15 protein-coding genes are annotated in these 18,351 nt (G+C 65.5%); 11 read left to right on the top strand and 4 right to left on the bottom strand.

Features of this window, described 5'->3' with window-relative positions; all coding sequences use genetic code 11:
* Nucleotides 1–99: 99 nt before the first annotated feature.
* The 10 genes from rfbA to CQ040_RS13535 all read left to right on the top strand — a co-directional run bounded on the left by rfbA (nt 100) and on the right by CQ040_RS13535 (nt 12,769).
* Nucleotides 100–969 carry a glucose-1-phosphate thymidylyltransferase RfbA gene (gene rfbA / locus CQ040_RS13580; protein ID WP_105526881.1) on the top strand — a complete coding sequence of 290 codons (870 nt, stop codon included), beginning with the start codon at nt 100–102 and terminating at the stop codon, nt 967–969.
* Nucleotides 969–1,967, top strand: a complete 999-nt coding sequence (rfbB, locus tag CQ040_RS13575) for a dTDP-glucose 4,6-dehydratase (RefSeq protein ID WP_105526880.1) — start codon at nt 969–971, stop codon at nt 1,965–1,967. Before rfbA ends, rfbB begins: the two co-directional genes overlap by 1 nt.
* A 5-nt stretch (nt 1,968–1,972) precedes the next feature.
* Nucleotides 1,973–3,388, top strand: a complete 1,416-nt coding sequence (locus CQ040_RS13570; RefSeq protein ID WP_258131361.1) for a bifunctional dTDP-4-dehydrorhamnose 3,5-epimerase family protein/NAD(P)-dependent oxidoreductase — start codon at nt 1,973–1,975, stop codon at nt 3,386–3,388.
* Entirely contained in the window at nt 3,385–5,526 is a 2,142-nt protein-coding gene (locus CQ040_RS13565) for an acyltransferase family protein (protein ID WP_105526879.1), read from the top strand. The genes CQ040_RS13570 and CQ040_RS13565 overlap by 4 nt, the downstream gene beginning before the upstream one ends.
* 127 nt (nt 5,527–5,653) lie before the next feature.
* A complete protein-coding gene (locus CQ040_RS13560; RefSeq protein WP_105526878.1) occupies nt 5,654–6,547 on the top strand; it encodes a glycosyltransferase in 894 nt (297 codons plus the stop codon).
* On the top strand, nt 6,544–7,809 hold the full coding sequence (locus CQ040_RS13555; RefSeq protein WP_105526877.1) for a lipopolysaccharide biosynthesis protein: 1,266 nt from the start codon (nt 6,544–6,546) through the stop codon (nt 7,807–7,809). The genes CQ040_RS13560 and CQ040_RS13555 overlap by 4 nt, the downstream gene beginning before the upstream one ends.
* A gap of 103 nt (nt 7,810–7,912) precedes the next feature.
* Nucleotides 7,913–9,973 (top strand): acyltransferase family protein, encoded by a 2,061-nt coding sequence (locus CQ040_RS13550; protein WP_105526876.1) that lies wholly within the window; start codon nt 7,913–7,915, stop codon nt 9,971–9,973.
* A gap of 93 nt (nt 9,974–10,066) precedes the next feature.
* Entirely contained in the window at nt 10,067–11,203 is a 1,137-nt protein-coding gene (glf, locus tag CQ040_RS13545) for a UDP-galactopyranose mutase (RefSeq protein WP_105526875.1), read from the top strand.
* A gap of 10 nt (nt 11,204–11,213) precedes the next feature.
* Nucleotides 11,214–12,032, top strand: a complete 819-nt coding sequence (locus CQ040_RS13540; RefSeq protein ID WP_028503685.1) for an ABC transporter permease — start codon at nt 11,214–11,216, stop codon at nt 12,030–12,032.
* Entirely contained in the window at nt 12,032–12,769 is a 738-nt protein-coding gene (locus CQ040_RS13535) for an ABC transporter ATP-binding protein (RefSeq protein WP_105526874.1), read from the top strand. Before CQ040_RS13540 ends, CQ040_RS13535 begins: the two co-directional genes overlap by 1 nt.
* Before the next feature lie 18 nt (nt 12,770–12,787).
* Here CQ040_RS13535 and CQ040_RS13530 read toward each other — a convergent pair whose 3' ends face one another.
* Genes CQ040_RS13530 through pseB form a run of 3 tightly spaced genes read right to left on the bottom strand, consistent with a single transcriptional unit; the run spans nt 12,788 to nt 15,632 of the window.
* Nucleotides 12,788–13,630 (bottom strand): glycosyltransferase family protein, encoded by an 843-nt coding sequence (locus CQ040_RS13530; protein WP_258131360.1) that lies wholly within the window; start codon nt 13,628–13,630, stop codon nt 12,788–12,790.
* A complete protein-coding gene (locus CQ040_RS13525) occupies nt 13,516–14,640 on the bottom strand; it encodes a DegT/DnrJ/EryC1/StrS aminotransferase family protein (protein WP_105526872.1) in 1,125 nt (374 codons plus the stop codon). The genes CQ040_RS13530 and CQ040_RS13525 overlap by 115 nt, the downstream gene beginning before the upstream one ends.
* A gap of 2 nt (nt 14,641–14,642) precedes the next feature.
* Nucleotides 14,643–15,632 carry a UDP-N-acetylglucosamine 4,6-dehydratase (inverting) gene (gene pseB / locus CQ040_RS13520; protein ID WP_105526871.1) on the bottom strand — a complete coding sequence of 330 codons (990 nt, stop codon included), beginning with the start codon at nt 15,630–15,632 and terminating at the stop codon, nt 14,643–14,645.
* Nucleotides 15,633–15,743: 111 nt separating this feature from the next.
* On the opposite strand from pseB, the gene CQ040_RS13515 reads away from it, so the two are divergent.
* Nucleotides 15,744–17,237 (top strand): bifunctional UDP-2,4-diacetamido-2,4,6-trideoxy-beta-L-altropyranose hydrolase/GNAT family N-acetyltransferase, encoded by a 1,494-nt coding sequence (locus tag CQ040_RS13515; RefSeq protein WP_181156927.1) that lies wholly within the window; start codon nt 15,744–15,746, stop codon nt 17,235–17,237.
* Here the strand turns inward: CQ040_RS13515 and pseI are convergent, their stop codons facing one another.
* Complete coding sequence (gene pseI, locus CQ040_RS13510) at nt 17,238–18,299, bottom strand: pseudaminic acid synthase (RefSeq protein ID WP_258131359.1); 1,062 nt, start codon at nt 18,297–18,299, stop codon at nt 17,238–17,240.
* Nucleotides 18,300–18,351 lie beyond the last annotated feature (52 nt).

Here is an 18,351-nt window from a genome sequence, read left to right as displayed (position 1 = left end):
TAGTGTGGCGGAAAGATACAGATGATGCCAGTGTGGTTGAAGTGACGCAAGCATATCGACCTGCCGCAACTCCCAGCCGGGATGTGGCACGATATGGGGGTGAAAGGCATTATTCTCGCTGGCGGCTCCGGAACTCGACTGCACCCGATCACGATCGGCATCTCCAAGCAGCTCATCCCGGTGTACGACAAGCCGATGGTCTACTACCCGTTGTCGACTCTGATGCTGGCTGGCATCCGCGACATTCTGATCATCACCACGCCACATGATGCCGAGCAGTTCGAGCGGCTTCTGGGCGACGGTTCGCAGTTCGGGGTCAATCTGACCTTCGCGCAGCAGGCGTCGCCGGACGGGCTGGCGCAGGCCTTCGTGATCGGGGCCGACTTCATCGGTGACGACAAGGTCGCCCTCGTCCTCGGTGACAACCTTCTCTACGGTCCAGGACTCGGGACCCAGCTCAAGCGGTACACGGATGTGGACGGAGGCGCCGTCTTCGCCTACTGGGTCGCCGAGCCGAGCGCATACGGGGTCGTCGAGTTCGATGCGGACGGTCGGGCGGTGTCGCTCGAGGAGAAGCCGCAGGTGCCGAAGAGCAACTACGCGGTGCCCGGCCTGTACTTCTACGACAACGACGTCGTCGAGATCGCCCGTTCACTCGAGCCGAGCGCCCGCGGTGAGTACGAGATCACCGATGTCAATCGCGCTTATCTCGAGCGCGGGCGTCTTCAAGTTGAGGTGCTGCCGCGAGGCACGGCATGGCTCGACACCGGAACATTCGACCAGATGTCGGATGCCGGAGACTACGTCCGCACGATGGAACGACGCACCGGTCTGCGTATCGGCGTTCCCGAAGAGGTCGCGTGGCGTCAGGGCTTCCTGACGGACGAGGAGCTTCGCAGGCGTGCGGAGAAGCTCGTGAAGTCCGGATACGGCACCTACCTGATCGAGACCCTGGAAAGAGGTCGTTGATGTCGAACATCCTCGTCACCGGCGGCGCCGGCTTCATCGGATCCAACTTCGTGCACTATGCGGTGGCCAACACCGACCACACCGTGACCGTGCTGGACGCGCTCACCTACGCGGGCAACCGAGCATCCCTCGCCGGCCTCCCGGAGGACCGGGTGCGGTTCGTGCACGGCGACATCACCGATGCAGAGCTGGTCGACCGGCTCACGGCCGATGCCGATGCGGTGGTCCACTACGCCGCCGAGTCGCACAACGATAACTCGCTGCACAGCCCGCGTCCCTTCCTCGACACGAACATCATCGGCACGTACACGCTGCTCGAAGCTGCGCGTCGTCATGAGACGCGGTTCCACCACATCTCGACGGACGAGGTCTACGGAGATCTCGAACTCGACGATCCGGAGCGGTTCACCGAGCAGACGCCGTACAACCCCTCGTCGCCGTACTCGTCGACCAAGGCAGGCAGCGATCTGCTGGTACGGGCGTGGGTTCGCTCGTTCGGTGTGCAGGCGACGATCTCGAACTGCTCGAACAACTACGGTCCGTATCAGCACGTCGAGAAGTTCATCCCGCGGCAGATCACGAACGTGATCCGCGGCATTCGTCCCAAGCTCTACGGTGCGGGGGAGAACGTGCGCGACTGGATCCACGCGAACGACCACTCCTCTGCCGTGCTCACCATCCTCGAGAAGGGGCGGATCGGCGAGACCTACCTCATCGGAGCCGACGGCGAGCGCAACAACAAGGAGGTCGTCGAGCTGATTCTCGAGGAGATGGGTCAGCCCCGCGATGCCTACGACCACGTGACCGATCGCGCAGGCCACGACCTGCGATACGCGATCGACTCGACCAAGCTCCGCACAGAGCTCGGCTGGGTTCCCGAGTACGCCGACTTCGAGTCGGGCCTCGCGGCGACCATCCAGTGGTATCGCGAGAACGAAGCGTGGTGGGCTCCGTCGAAGGATCAGACCGAAGCGTTCTACGCGACGAAGGGACAGTAAGCGTCGTGAGCGACATCGAGTTCGGCAAGGTACTGGGACTGGCCGAGACCGCCATTCCCGGACTGGTGATCTTCGACCTTCCCGTGCACGGCGATTCCCGGGGCTGGTTCAAGGAGAACTGGCAGCGCGAGAAGATGACTGCGCTCGGTCTGCCGGATTTCGGACCGGTCCAGAACAACGTCTCCTTCAACGACGCGGTCGGCACCACCCGAGGCATCCACGCCGAACCGTGGGACAAGTGGGTCTCGGTGGCGACGGGGCGGATCTTCGGTGCCTGGGTCGACCTCCGCGAGGGCCCCACTTTCGGCGCCGTCTTCACCGCGGAACTCGATCCGTCGAAGGCGATCTTCGTGCCGCGCGGAGTCGGAAACTCGTACCAGACGCTCGAGCCCGACACCGCGTACACCTACCTCGTGAACGACCATTGGTCGCCGGACGCCTCGTACTCGTTCCTCAACCTCGCCGATGAGACCGCGGCCATCGCCTGGCCGATCCCGCTCTCGGAAGCGGAGGTATCGGCGAAGGACCGGGAGCACCCGCGTCTCGGAGACGTATCGCCCGTCGCCCCCCGTCGAATCCTGGTGATCGGTGCGGCCGGCCAGCTCGGCTCCGCGCTGCGCGAAGAGTTCGACGCGGCGACGAACGTCGAGTGGACCACTAGGGCCGAGTTCGACCTCGGCACCGCCGACCTGGATTCCGCCCGCCGCTGGCGGGACTACGACACGATCATCAACGCTGCCGCCTACACTGCGGTCGATCGGGCCGAAACACCGGAGGGCCGACGCGACGCCTGGGCGATCAACGCCGCCGGTCCTGCAGCACTGGCTCGCATCGCAGCCGCGAACGGGATCACGCTCGTACACGTCTCGAGCGACTACGTCTTCGACGGATCGGCTGATCGCGCGTATCGCGAAGACGATGCTCTCTGCCCGCTGGGTGTGTACGGGCAGTCGAAGGCCGCCGGTGACCTCGCCGTGGCGACGGCACCGTCGCACTACATCGTTCGAACCTCCTGGGTGATCGGCGCCGGTAACAACTTCGTGCGCACCATGGCCGCGCTCGCAGCGAAGGGCGTCGAACCGACGGTCGTCGACGACCAGCACGGTCGCCTGACCTTCGCTTCGCAGATCGCGGCACTGATCCGGCACCTGCTTGCCGTGCGTCCTGCACCTGGCGTGTACAACCTGACCTCGGCAGGCGAGAGCGTGACGTGGGCGGACGTCGCGCGCCGCGTGTATGAGCTGACGGGTCACGATCCGTCGCGCGTGACAGGGGTCTCGACCGAGCAGTACTTCGCTTCGGCATCCGGTCCGGTCGCACCACGACCGCACAACAGTGAACTCGATCTGACCCGGGTACGCGAGACAGGCTTCGTTCCTCGGGCCGGTGACGATCTGCTGAGGGAGTATCTCGGTTCGTGAGCGCACCACTGCGGACGGCGACACCGACCTCCGCCAGCCGTCGCGAGCGCGTCTTCCGGACCGATATCCAGGCGCTTCGCGCGGTCGCCATCGGACTCGTCGTCCTGAACCACCTCTGGCCGGTGCGGATCACCGGCGGGTACGTAGGCGTCGACGTCTTCTTCGTGATCTCGGGGTTCCTCATCACGGGACACCTCGTGGGGGAGATGACGCGAACCGGAGGGGTTCGTCTCGGCGCGTTCTACGCGCGCCGCATCCGCCGTCTGCTGCCGGCAGCGTTCGTCGTGCTCGCGACGTCGCTGGTCCTGTTGATCGCTTTCCTGCCGTACCCGCGCTGGGCTCGCAACGCCTGGGAGATCGCAGCGAGCGCCGGCTACGTCGAGAACTGGTACCTCGCGGCGATGTCGGTCAACTACTCGGCGCTCAACGACGCAGCGAGTATGGTGCAGCACTACTGGTCTCTCTCCGTCGAAGAGCAGTTCTACATCGTGTGGCCGCTGCTGTTGCTCGCGGCGGTGGCGATCTCTGCACGCCTCGGCCGTGATTCCACCCGTCGCGGGTGGCAAGGACATGGTTCGAAGGCACTCATCGTCGTTGTCGCGACAGTGGGGATTCTGTCTCTGGGGGCGAGTGTCGTCTATACGGTCCTCGCTCCCTCCCAGGCGTACTTCGCGACCTTCACGCGAGGTTGGGAGTTCGCGGTGGGTGGTGCGGTGGCTCTGCTCGGCACACGCGTCCGGCTCTCGCGCATCACTGCCAACGTCGTGAGCATCCTCGGTTTCGCGCTCATCGCCTTCTCCGCGCTCGCGTTCGATCACACGACTCCGTTCCCCGGATACGCGGCTCTGGTCCCCGTGCTCGGGACGGCGGCCGTGATCGTCGCGGGCAACTCTCATGCGAAGCTGTGGCACGCGAACGTCACCGCCCTGCGCCCCGTCCAGTGGGTGGGCGGGATCTCGTACTCGCTGTATCTGTGGCATTGGCCGCTCATCGTCGCGGCTCCCTTCGTCATAGGCGGAGAAGCCAGCACGGTATCCAAAGTCTGTGTGTTGCTGATCTCCGTCGTCCTCGCCGCGTTGACGAAGCGCTTCGTCGAAGACAAGGGACAGACCTGGAGCTTCTGGCGCACCTCCACACGGAGAGCGCTGCTGCTGATGCTCGCCGGGATGCTCCTCATCGCGGCCCTCGTCGCTGGGGTGCTCACCTGGTACCAGACGAGAGTGGAGGCCGACCGTCCGCCCGCACAGGTGGTCGCCTCCTCGTGCGAGGGCCCGCTGGCGCTCGCACCCGGGGCGGACTGCACGGATCCGTTCGGGGCGGCGGACTATTCGGTGATGACCACGAAGAACGAGTACTTCTTCACACCACCCGAATGCGGTACCTTCCTGCCGATCCTGACCTACGGTGAGAAGCAGACGACGCTCGAGTGCGACTTCTCGGGCGGTGCGGCGAACCCCCAGCGTGTCTGGCTGGTGGGTGACTCGCACGCGCAGCAATGGCAGGGCGCGATCTTCGACATCGCCAGGGAGAGGAACTGGATCGTCACGACCAGCTATCTCGGCGGATGTCCGGTCGCCGACGTCGCCTTCCTCGGATTCCGGGGTCCCTGGGGGCCCGCCGAAGCTGATCGATGCAACACCTGGTCCGAAGACCTCTCCGCGACCATCCGTGCGGCGAAACCCGACCTGGTGATCACGGCGATGGCAGCCCGTCAGGATCTGGTGGATGATGGCAGCGGCGATCCTCCCCTCGAGCAGATGAGCGACGGGTTGATCGACTACTGGACAGCATGGGCAGACGAGGGGATCGATGTCCTCGCCCTCGCTGATCCGCCCTACAACGGTGAGGTGCGGGACGTCGACTGTGTGCTGTTGAACGCTGGAGATCCCGAGACCTGCGCGCGACCACGAGGCGAGGCGCAGCCGACGGACCCCGTGTCGATGGCCGGTGCCGCCGAGCGCTCGGACTCGATCGCCGTGCTGGACCTGACGGATCGGTTCTGCGATGCGGAGCGGTGCTATGCGGTCGTGGGTGGCATCCCTGTGTACTACGACGCCGATCATCTGAATCTCGAATACGTGCGGATGCTCGCCCCCGAGATCTCGGGCGCGATCGACGGCCTGCTGTCCGACGAATAGCGCTCTCGACCCGCCAGGGAGCCCGTCTCGCTGAGAGGGGAGTCCAGTCGACCTCGGTAGGATCGAATCACCGTTGCTGCGGACGACCGCCATTCCGGTTCCCTTCCGACCCGTACAGGAGCACTCGATGCCGCACCGCATAGTCGCCGTGATTCCGGTGTTCCGTGCACCCGAGAATCTGCCGAGCACGATCGAGGGGATCCTGCGCCAGGTCGATTCCGTCGTCGTCGTCGACGACGGGTCGAGGTCGGTCGAGACCATGTCATTCCCCGAACGCACCGAGACCATCTCCGCCGAGGAGAATCGCGGCATCGCGACCGCGCTCAATGTCGCGATCGAGCGAGCGCGAGCCCTCGGGGCGACGCACATCCTGACCCTGGATCAGGACTCCAGTCTGGCCGAGGACCACGTGGAGCGGCTGCTGAGCCGCCTCGACGCGGCAGAGTTGCGCGGTGTCGATGTTGCGGCCGCGGTTCCGGGCATCGTCGGAGGCGCGCCAGTGCTGGGCGATCCAGGGGGCGGACCGTTCGACCCCATCCAGTCCGGACAGCTGATCCCGACCAGCGCGTTCGAGGCGATAGGCGAGTTCCGCGCGGATCTGTTCATCGACGCGGTGGATTCGGAATTCACCGTGCGGGCCCGCGAGGCTGGTTATCAGTTCATCGTCGACGAGGATCTCGCCATGGAGCATGCGTTGGGCGAGGCTGTACCGCTCTCGGTGTTCGGTCGACCGTTGATCCTGTTCGGCAAGCAGCGACACGTCCTCTATCACGCCCCGTGGCGGACCTATTACATGGTCCGCAACAGCGTCTGGCTGTCGCGCCACTATGGTGCGGACCATCGAGCATGGATGCGGCGCCGGAACCGCAAGATGGCGGAGATGGTGTGGTGGGGGAGCGTTCTCGCTCCCGACAGGATTTCGCAGCTGCGGGCCGTCCGTGCCGGTTGGCGCGATGGTCGGCGTGGGACGCTCGGTCGCATCCGGCAAGACCTGCTCAGCAGGCTCGGTCGCCGAGCGTGAGCAAGGTGGGAGCGCTGCTCCGACACGATCTGTTGCGGCGGAGTGCGCTCTTCTCGGTCTCGATCGTTGCGGCCACCGTCGTCGGCATCGTCTCCATTCCTCTCCTCATCAGCACGATCGGGACAGACGAATGGGCACGTCTGTTCGTCCTGCAGATCATCGGCCAGTTCGCATCGATCTTCATCGCCTTCGGCTGGGGAGCGACCGGTCCCAGCACCGTTTCTGCCCTGCCCGCCACGCGAAGAAGGCAGTTCCTTGCCGATTCGGTCGTGGCGCGGGTACTGCTCTTTCTCATCGTCGGCCCGTTCGCGGTCATCCTCGGCGTTGCGCTCGGTGCAGACCCGCTTGCGGCGATCCTCGCCACCATCGCGTACTCCGTGCCCGGCATCGGGGCGGCCTGGTATTTCATCGGAACCAATCGCCCTGTCGCGATGCTCGTCTTCGATGCGCTGCCCGCGGTCCTCGGCCAGGTCGCGGCGCTCGTGGCGGTGATGATCGTCCCGTCGTTGAACTCGTACCTCTACGCGGTCGCGATCGCGACGGTCGCCGGTGTCGCCGGGGGACTTCTCTTCGCTCTGCGTCGAGGTGACGGCGCACGTCTGACCCGGACCCGAGTGCGTGAACTCGGGTCGACGATGCGAGCGCAGATCCCCGGGCTTGCCACTGTGCTGTTCGGGAACCTCTCGACGATGCTGCCCGTGGTGCTCGTCGACGTGTACATGAAGCCGGTTCTTCCGATCTTCGCGGCCGTCGACAAGCTCTATCGGTACGGCGTGCTCGTGCTCGCCCCTATCCTGCAAGCCATCCAGGGCTGGGTGCCGGAGGCCGGCCCCCGTCAGGCGCGCATTCGGGCGCGAGGATCGCTGTGGGTCGGTCTCGGAGTCGGCCTGGTCGGCGGCGCCTGCTTCGCGTTCCTGGCGACGCCCATCTCGATTCCCCTGACGGTCGGACAGGCGATCATCCCGTTCGAGATCGCTGTGATCGCGGGCATCGGCTTCGCCGGTGAGTGCGTGGCGCAGATCGTCGGGCTCGCCGGGCTCGTCGCCCTGCACAAGGAACGGGAGCTCGCGAAGTCGTCGGTGGTGGCTGCAGTCATCAGTCTTCCGCTCATGATCCCTGCGGTGCTGCTCTGGGGCCTCATAGGTATCGTCGGCGTGATCGCGGCATCGGCGGTGCTCGTGGCGATCTACCGCACCACCGTCCTGCTCCGCGCGAGCAACGTCGAGCATCTCGAACCGGCAGCGGCCTCGCCCGAGGCGTGAGCACCGGAGTGAGCGAGCGGTCCCGAGTCCACGTTAGGCTGGCTGCGGCTACGGTCTACCCGATCTGACGGCAGCTCCTCAGCGCCGACGTGCCCTCTCTGCCATGAAACTGTCGTCCCTGTCTCCGCCCCGCGGCCCCGCCTCCGCCTCCGCCTCGACGAGCCTGTCTGCCCGTCGGACCGACATCGATGGTCTCCGTGCGCTCGCCATCCTTCTCGTCGTCGTCTACCATGTGTGGCTGGGCCGCGTCTCCGGTGGAGTGGACGTCTTCTTGATGGTGTCCGCATTCTTCCTCACCGGCTCCTTCGTGGGTCGGATGCAGGAAGCCCGACCGCTGCAGCTGGGCTCGTTCTGGCTCCGACGGTTTCGGCGGCTCCTTCCCGCCGCGGCGATCACGATCGTCGGCATTCTCGGCGTGGCGCTCGTCGCCTATCCTCAGACCGAGTGGCCACGCGTCTGGCGGGAGGCGTGGTCGAGTCTTTTCTACGTCGAGAACTGGACACTCGCATTCGCCGAAGTCGACTATTACGCGCGAGCATCGCAGATACCGAGCCCGTTCCAGCACTTCTGGTCATTGTCGGTGCAAGGCCAGGTCTTCGTCCTGTGGCCAGTGATCATCGGTGCGGTGTGGTTCGTCCTCCGGCGACGTCGTCATCTGATCGTTCCGGCACTTTTCGCGACATTCGGCGCTGTGTTCCTCGTGTCGCTGGCCTTCTCAATCCTGGAGACGGCTCGCTCGCAGGACTTCGCCTACTTCGACACGCGCACTCGGCTGTGGGAGTTCGCTGCCGGCTCGCTCGTGGCGCTGGCTTTGCCGTACCTGCGCGTTCCGGCCCGTGGTGCCGCCGTGCTTGGCTGGACAGGCGTGCTCGGAATCGTCTTCTGCGGCCTCGTCATCGATGTGCAAGGAGGATTCCCCGGCTACCTGGCACTGTGGCCGGTCGTGTGCGCGGGCCTCGTCATCGTCGCCGGACGAGAGCGCCCGCCCGGTGGGCCGGCTGCGTTCCTCGCATCTCGGCCACTCCGATACGTCTCCCGTGACGCGTACGCTCTTTATCTCGTTCACTGGCCGGTGCTCGTCACCTGGATGGTTCTGAGCGACCGGTCCGACCCGGGGGTGCTGGCAGGGCTCGGCATCGTCGGAGTGTCCTTCGTGCTCGCTCGTCTGCTCTCCGGACTCGTCGAACGACCGATCCGAGAAGCCACGGCACTCGACCGATCCCGACGACTCGGCGTCGGTGTCCTGGCGATCGCGGTACTGGTGGTCGCCGTGCCCCTCGGTGCGTGGCAGCTCACCATCGCTCAGCGCACGAATGCCGTCGTAGCAGGCGAAAGCCGCGGGTATCCGGGCGCAGCCCAGATCGATTCTCCGATCGACCTCTCGGGCGTGGAGCTGCCGCTGATCCCTGACCCGACGGCGTTGGATGCTGAGTGGGTCTACCTGGGGCAGGAATGCAGTGGTGACCTGGTTCCCGTCGAAGCGCCACTGGACGGCACCTGCACACAGACCGCGCGCGCCGCTGAGCCGGACACACGCCGGGTGCTCGTGATGGGCGACTCGCATGCGCAGCAGCTGATGGCACCGCTCAGGGCCTCCGCAGAAGGAGAGAGTTGGGAGCTGATCGCGTTGCTCAGAGGCGGGTGCTCGTTGGCGATCGGAGCTCTGTCGCCGTCGACCTCCGATGCAGCCTGCGACGAATGGAGGGCCGCAGCGCTCGACTACGCCCTGCGTCTGCAGCCCGATGCCGTCTACCTGGTGGTGACGCGTGCCAGCCCGACCTCACCGGAAGTGCTGGTCGAGGGGATAGAGGACATCGCATCGGTGCTGCTCGACAACGGGATCCAGATCATCGCGGTGCGCGACAATCCGCGATTCGACTTCGACATGTACGCCTGTGTCGTCGACTCGAACGCGAGCTGCGATGTCGCCGAGGTGGGATTCGATGAGGGTGTCGCGCTGCACACGTTCGCAGAGCGCGAAGGTATCACCGCCGTGGATTTCCGCCCGTGGATGTGTCCCGATTCCATCTGCAGCGGAGCGATCGGCAACATCGCCGTGTACATCGATGACAACCATCTCTCCGATGCTTACGGACGCACGCTCGCGCCGATGCTGCAGTCCATGATGGCGGCCGGCGGCGTGCTGCCGTCCGGGCGTGACTGACAGGGTTCGCCTGGCGTGCCCCGGTAGAGTTGACGCCGTGTATCGCGCGCTCGATCGCGCGCATCTGAGCCTCATCGGGCAGAAAGCAGCAAAATGGATCTCCTCGTCGTCGGATCGGGCTTCTTCGGCCTCACCATCGCAGAACGCGCCGCCAACGCCGGCCGCAAGGTCACGGTCATCGACCGTCGCCACCACATCGGCGGCAACGCATACAGCGAGGCAGAACCCGAGACGGGCATCGAGGTGCACCGATACGGCGCGCACCTGTTCCACACCTCGAACGCGACGGTGTGGGACTACGTCAACCGCTTCACGAGCTTCACGAACTACGTCCACCGCGTGTACACCACGCACAAGGGCACGGTCTTCCCGATGCCGGTGAACCTCGGCACGATCAACCAGTTCTTCCAGTCGGCATACACGCCAGACCAGGCGCGGGCACTCGTCAAGGAGCAGGCGGGGGAGTTCGACTCGAAGACCGCGGCGAACTTCGAGGAGAAGGGCATCGCCCTCGTCGGTCGCCCGCTGTTCGAGGCGTTCTTCCGTGACTACACCGCCAAGCAGTGGCAGACCGACCCGCGGAAGCTCTCCGGCGACATCATCAGCCGTCTCCCCGTGCGCTACACGTACGACAACCGCTACTTCAACGACACCTGGGAGGGGCTCCCCACCGACGGCTACACCGCGTGGCTGGAGCGGATGGCCGATCACCCCAACATCGAGGTGAAGCTGAACGTCGACTACTTCGACGACACGCAGCCGCTGAACAAGAAGGCGACCGTGGGCCAGGTTCCCGTCGTCTACACCGGTCCTGTCGACCGGTACTTCGACTACACAGAGGGTGCGCTCAGCTGGCGGACACTGGACTTCGAGCAGGAGGTCCTCAGCGTCGGCGACTTCCAGGGCACGAGCGTCATGAACTACCCCGACATGGACGTCCCCTACACGCGCATCCACGAGTTCAAGCACTTCCACCCTGAGCGCAAGGACATCTACGCACAGGAGAAGACGGTCATCATGCGGGAGTTCTCGCGCTTCGCCGAGCGTGAGGATGAGCCGTACTACCCGGTGAACACCCCGGGCGACCGCGAGGGACTGCTGGCGTATCGCGACCTGACGAAGGGGGAGGCGGACGTGCATTTCGGCGGACGCCTCGGCACCTATCAGTACCTGGATATGCACATGGCGATCGGCTCGGCGCTGTCTATGTGGAACAACGAGCTCGCCTAGACTCGGCACTGTGAGTCACGCTGCTGTCGGGGCGCCGGGAACGCCGCGGCGATATCTTCATTCGCTGTGGCTGTTGTCGGCGCGCGATCTCAAGGTCCGCTACTCCACGAGCATCCTGGGGTACCTCTGGTCGGTGCTCGATCCGCTCGTCATGAGCATGATCTACTGGTTCGTCTTCACGCAGGTGTTCAAACGAGATGTCGGTGAAGAGCCCTACATCATCTTCCTGATCAGCGCGCTGCTGCCGTGGGTGTGGTTCAACAGTTCTGTCTCGGACTTCACGAAGGCGTTCAAGAAGGACTCGCGGTTGGTGCGCTCGACCGCCATCCCGCGATCGATCTGGGTAAACCGCATCGTGCTCAGCAAGGGCATCGAGTTCTTGTTCTCTCTGCCCGTGCTCGTGCTGTTCATCGTCGTCAACCTGTTGGTGGAGGTCGATCCGGAAAGGACAGTACAGATCGGCTGGGGTGTCCTCTGGCTCCCGCTCGCGGTCCTGCTGCAGACGATCCTCCTCGTCGGCCTCGGGCTGCTGGTCGCTCCGCTCTGCGTGCTCTTCGTCGACCTGGAGCGCACGACGGCTCTGATCCTGCGTGCGATGTTCTATGCCACCCCGATCATCTACAACGTGACCGACCTCCCCGGGATCTTCCAGACGCTCGGCGCGTTCAACCCTCTTGCGGGGATCTTCATGCTCTACCGCATGCCGTTCTTCCCCGACCAATGGAACACATTCACCTTGACGATCAGCATCGCGATGAGCCTGCTGGTGCTCGCGCTGGGGATGTGGACCTTCCGGAAGCTGGAACGACCCGTGCTGAAGGAGCTGTGATGACCTCGGCCATCGAAGTGCGGGGACTCGGCGTGAGCTTCCGCCGAAACCGGCGGGGGAGCCGGACCCTCAAGGATCTCTTCGGCGGAGCGCCGCGCCGATCCAGACCGGGGGAGTTCTGGGCGCTCCGCGACGTCTCCTTCTCGGTACAGGCCGGGGAGTCGATCGGGGTCGTGGGGCGCAACGGTCAGGGGAAATCGACGCTCCTCCGACTGGTCGCGAAGGTGCTGCTTCCCGACGAGGGCACCGTGACGGTCAACGGCGGCGTCGCCCCGCTCATCGAGATCACGGGCGGATTCGTCGGTGATCTCACCGTCCGAGAGAACGTGCGGCTCACCGCCGGCCTCCATGGGATGTCGCGCGACGAGGTATCGCGACGGTATGACGGCATCATCGCCTTCGCCGAGCTCGCCGGCTTCGAGGACACCCCTTACAAGCACCTGTCGAATGGGATGAAGGTACGGCTCGCGTTCGCGGTCGTCTCGCAGCTCGATGAGCCGATCCTTCTCGTCGACGAGGTGCTCGCCGTGGGTGACAAGGCCTTCCGCGAGAAGTGCTACCGGCGAATCGACGAGCTTCTCGCCGACGGGCGCACGCTCTTCTTCGTCAGCCACAACGAACGCGACCTGCGTCGCTTCTGCACCAGGGGTCTCTATCTCGACAAGGGAGCACTGGTGCTGGACGCACCGATCTCCGAGGTCCTCGACCGTTACAACGACGACTACAACGCGCGCTAAGCACGCCCGACCCGGACGTTACGCTCCGAGTTTCTTCTGCTCGACGTGCGCGTTGATCGCGACCAGTTCGGGATGCTCCTCGAGGAGATCGATGATCCCGCTGGCATCGAGCGCTGCGGCGCCATGCTGCTCGATGAGCGCACGTACCACGACGAGGTCCTCAGGCGTGTCGACCGTCAGACGGTATCGGGACGCATCGGGAGAACGCGTGACGGCGTGCAGGGCAGCGTGCCCGCTGCGGTTGCGGTAGAGATATGGGGTGACGTGCTCGCGGTCCACCGGATCTGAGGACCGCTCGTCGGCCTCCCGGAGCGCTGCGGCGGAGAACACCTCGAAATCGAAGCCTCGGGGGTATGTGCGCTCGAGCACGTTGGACACGTGTGCCGAGGGGTCGTCCAGCTCGATGTAGCGGCGGATTCCCTCTTCGATCACTGCCGGATCGATGAGGGGGCAGTCAGAGGTCACACGGACGACGGTGTCGAGCCGCGCTTCGCGAGCCGCGCCCGCGAAGCGGCTCAGCACGTCCGACTCGCTGCCGCGGAAGACCCCGGTGCCGCGTGTCAGGGCGAGAGCGGCGATCGGGTCATCGGCGGCGTTCGTCGTCGTGGCGACGATCAGCGGCAGGCCGAGTCTCTGCAGTCGGTCGATGTGATGGTCGAGCAGCGAGCGCCCGCCTGCCGGGAGCAGAACCTTCCCGGGCAGACGCGTACTGGTCATCCGTGCCTGCGTGATGATGCCGACACGCGTCAATGGAGCGCCTCGGTGAGAGCGTCGACGACCTGGTCGACCTGTGAGTCGGTCAGCTCGGGATGGATGGGCAGCGAGAGCTCCTCGCTGTAGAACGCCTCCGCATTCGGGCACATGCCGCGTCGGTAGCCCGCGTCCGCGTACACCGGATGCCAGTACACGGGCATGTAATTGACCTGTACGCCCACACCGAGCTCACGCATGCGGTCGAAGACCTCGCGGCGGCGGCCGTCGAGGATACGCACCGGATAGAGGTGACGCATCGCGTCGACGTCTTCTCGTTGGATGGGCGTCCGCACGCCGTCGACGTCGGCGAGTGCGTCGTCGTAGCGCCGCGTGATCTCCGCGCGCCGACGCTTGAAAGCGTCGAGTCGGGAGAGCTGTGAAAGCCCGAGCGCACAGGCGATGTCGGTCAGTCGATAGTTCACACCGAACTCGTGGACTTCCTGATGCCAAGCCCCTTCGCCGGGGACCTGGAAGCGTGCGGCGTCTCGCACGAGACCGATGTTGTGGAACTCGTATGCGCGCTGCGCCAGCTGTGGATCTTTGGCGACGAGCGCGCCGCCCTCGCCGGTGGTGAGGTTCTTCGTCGGGAAGAACGACAGCGTCGTGAGGTCGGCGAGGTCGCCGACCGGTCGGCCCTTGTAGGTGCTTCCTATCGAGTGCGCCGCATCATCCAAGACGAGGGCGCCGACGCGCGATGCTGTGTCGGAGAGTCGGTCGTAGTCGGCCGGGTGGCCGGCGTAGTCCACCGCCGCGATGACCCGGGTGCGTTCGTCGATGAGAGCGTCGACGGCATCGGGATCGATGAGCGCCGTGTCCTCTTCCACATCGGCGAAGACGATTCTCGCGCCGAGCATGGACGCTGTCGACGTCGTCGCGATGAACGTCATGGGTGTCGAGATCACGACGTCACCTGAGGAGATACCCGCCGCCGCATAGGCCATGTGCAGTGCCGCGGTGCCCGAGGTCGCCGTCACCGCGCGGTGCCCGCCGGTGATCTCGCCGAGCTTCGCTTCGAAAGCTGAGACCAACGGACCGGTGGTGAGCCAATCGCCGCGGAGCACGTCGACCACCGCCTGGATGTCGTCCTCGGAGATGGACTGGCGCCCATAGGGGAGCATCGTCAGATCCCCGCTTTGATGATCGACGCGATCTCCGACTGCGAGTACCACCGGTCGTTGCTGTCGGACCGGTATGCGAACCCCTCAGGCACCGGCACTGCCCCCTGCGGGACCCGGTAGCCCCACGAGGCGAGATCGGGTTGGATGATGAAGTACTTCCCGTCCGCGACGACCACTGCGCGGCGCCCTTCTTCGGGGCTGATCATCTCTTCGTGCAGCTTCTCGCCTGGTCGCAGACCCACATCGACGAGTTCGGCACCCGGAACGACGGCGTGTGCGAGGTCGGTGACCTTCATCGACGGGATGCGGGGAACCAGCAGCTCACCACCCTGCATGAGCTCGAAGGTGTCGACGACCATCTCGACCGCCTGAGGCAGTGTGATGAAGAACCTCGTGCACCGCAGATCGGTGATCGGCAGGGGTTTGCCCTCTGCGCCGAGCTTTTCGAAGAAGGGGATTACCGAACCACGAGAGCCCATGACATTCCCATACCGCACGACAGCGAAGCGCGTGTCGTAGGCTGCGGCGTAGTGGTTGCCGGTGATGAAGAGCTTGTCTGCGGTGAGCTTGGTCGCGCCGTACAGGTTGATCGGGCTGGAGGCCTTGTCGGTCGACAGCGCGACGACGCGCTTGACGCCGGCATCGATGGAAGCCTCGATGACGTTCTGACTGCCGAGCACGTTGGTCTTGACGAACTCGAACGGGTTGTATTCCGCCGTGTCCACCTGCTTGAGAGCGGCGGCATGGACGACGTAGTCGACGCCATGCAGTGCGCGCACGAGACGTCGCTCATCGCGGATGTCGCCGATGAACCAGCGCAGACGCGGATCGTCGCCGAACTGCTGCCTGACCTCGTACTGCTTGAGTTCGTCGCGCGAGAAGATGACGAGGCGGCGCGGGTTGAGGTGCGTCAGGGCATGGCGGATGAATGCCTTGCCGAACGATCCGGTGCCGCCTGTGATGAGGATGCTCGAGCCCTCGAGAACCGACACTCTGTCTCCCTCAGCGTCGTCGTTGGCGTGGATTCTCGGGTTGAATCACGCCCGGCCTATCCTATCGGGTGGGGACGAGCGTGCCCTGAAGCAGGCTATGAAGGGCGAGCCATGAATCAGCGACGAGCCGTCCTCCACTGCAATGCGGGAGGCGAGTACGGCATGGGCCACCTCATGCGCACTCTCGCGCTGGGCGGCGCCGCCCACCGCCGTGGCTGGTCGGTATCCGTCATCGGCGACATCGACGAGGTCGGGATGAGCATCGCGCGGCGGATGGAGCCCGACCTCGCGCTCGATTCCTCTCAGGGGGCTGCGCTGCTCGATTCGCTCGCTGATGCGGCGAGCGACGCGGACGTCGTGCACCTGGACAGCTATTTGGACGCTCCTGACCTCTCGTCGTCCAAGGTGCTCGTCAGCAACATGCAGGATGGTCCGTACGGCGCGCGGGCAGCCGACCTCTCCATCGACGCGAACCTCGGGGCGGAGAGGACCTTCGAACGCGTGGAGCTCAGCCGGAACGCGCTCGTCGGCCTCGACGTCGCAGTGGTGCGCGATCAGGTCCTCCGTCGGCGTGATGCCCCGCTCCGCACGACGAGCTCGCCGCGTGTGCTCGTGGTGATGGGGGGTTCCGATCCGCAGGGCCTCACGGCTCGCGTCACGCGAGCGCTGGACGGTTTCCGTCATCCGCTCAGAGTGACGGTGGTGGATCCACGCGACCGTGACGAGGTACGTGCCGCCGCAGCGGATTCCTCCCACGAGACTCGTGTCATCGGATTCACCGACGACTTGCCCGCGATCGCCCGCGAGCATGACTTCGTGGTGACCGCGGCCGGCACATCCGTCTGGGATTTCGCATGCATGGGACTTCCCATGGGCCTCCTGTGTGCGGTGGACAACCAGCGGCTGGGGTACGAGCAGGTGGTGTCACAGGGGCTGGCCACAGCGCTCGGCGAGCCGCCGCACGCCGATCTGGAGGCACGGGTCATCGCCCTCGAGTCCGTCCTGCACGACCGTGCTGAGCTCGCGGCGCAGGCAACCGCACTGAGGAATGCGGTGGACGGTCTCGGGACCTGGAGGATCGTCGCCTCCTGGGAGCAGCTCGTCGACACCAGGCAGGACGCGCCTCGCGCCTCGCGCCCGATGGCCGTGCGGAGCGCGACGGCTGACGATGCCCCGATGCTCTTCGACTGGCGCAACGACGAGAGCACTCGCGCCAACTCGCGCTCGACCGGTCCACTCGAATGGACTTCGCATGTCGCATGGCTCGGCGGCGCGCTCCTCGACCGCGATCGACGCCTGCTGATCGTCGAATCCGACGGGGATCCGGTCGCGACGGCGCGGTGGGATCGGCGCTCGGAGACGGATTGGGAGGTGTCGATCACGATGGCGCCATCGCATCGCGGGCAAGGCTTGGCGTCCGCTGTGCTCGCCGCGTCCGAGGGAGCGCTGATCCTTGACGCGCCGAGTCGGCTCATCGCCTCGGTGCACACCGAGAACACGGCGTCGCTGAGGTTGTTCCAGAGGGCAGGCTACCTGCCGCATCTGCCGGTAGATTCCGGAGGCTTCGCGACGTTTGCGAGATGGCGTCTCGCCCCGGTCCGCTGACTACAGCAGATCCCAGGACAGGGGGGTTCCCCGATCCGCATCGTGGGTGAAGCGGCGCCCCTCGACCAGGGCGAAGTCGTCCGGGGCGAGTCCTCCCGCGGGCCGGATCGAGCGGACGTTCGCGGTGCTGACGATGTCTCCGGCGCGGACATCGGCGGTCACGTAAAGAGAACGGCGCAGTGCGAGTACGGCCTGCTCCTGAGGCGTCGGCCCGAAGGCCGTTCCGCTGGCTGCGGCGACTCGGGCCTGCTCGGAGGCCGAGACCAGCGCGGCGAACTCGCTCGGGCTGAGTGAGAAGTCCGCGTCGACGCCCCCGTCGCCCCGATCCAGGGTCACGTGCTTTTCGATCACGACGGCGCCGAGCGTCGCCGCAGCGACGGCGACCCCGATGCCGAGGGTGTGATCCGACAGGCCGATCGGCACGTCGAAGGCCTCGCGGAGCGTGCGGATGTTGCCGAGTCGTGCTTCCTCCGGCACGGCAGGATATGCCGCGGTGCAGGCCAGGAGCACCAGCTGGGTATTGCCGGCGTCTCGGACCGCCGTCACCGCCGCGTCGATCTCCGAGAGCGTCGCCATCCCGGTGGAGACGATCATCGGTTTGCCCGTGCGGGCGACCTCGCGCAGCAGCGGCAGATCGATGATCTCCGCCGACGCCGTCTTGTAGAGCTCGACGCCGAGATCTTCGAGGAAGGCGACCGAGCTCGGATCGAATGGAGTGGAGAACGGGATGAGGCCGTGTGATCTTGCCCGGTCGAAGATCTCCGCGTGCCATTCCCAGGGTGTGTGTGCCTCCTGATAGAGCGAGTAGAGATTGCGGCCACCCCAGAGGTCGTGGTCGCCGGCCACCCGGAACGCGGGACGGTCGGAGTCGATCGTGAGAGTGTCCGCCGTGTACGTCTGGATCTTCAGTGCTTTGGCCCCGGTGGAGGACACGGCATCCACGATCGCGAGCGCGCGATCGATGTCTCCGTTGTGGTTTCCCGACATCTCGGCGATGGCGAACACGGGGGAGCCGGTGCCGATCGTCGCGGAAGAGAGGTCGATGGTCTGCGCAGAAGTCACGCCGACAACTCTAGACGCGACCGAACTCGAGGAGGCGAACGCATCGCCTCGG

Origin of the sequence: Microbacterium sp. MYb54 (assembly GCF_002979515.1) — a bacterium.
Lineage (GTDB): Bacteria > Actinomycetota > Actinomycetes > Actinomycetales > Microbacteriaceae > Microbacterium.
Note: the sequence above shows the minus strand (reverse complement) of the source record. Positions and strands in the feature narration are given on the sequence as shown.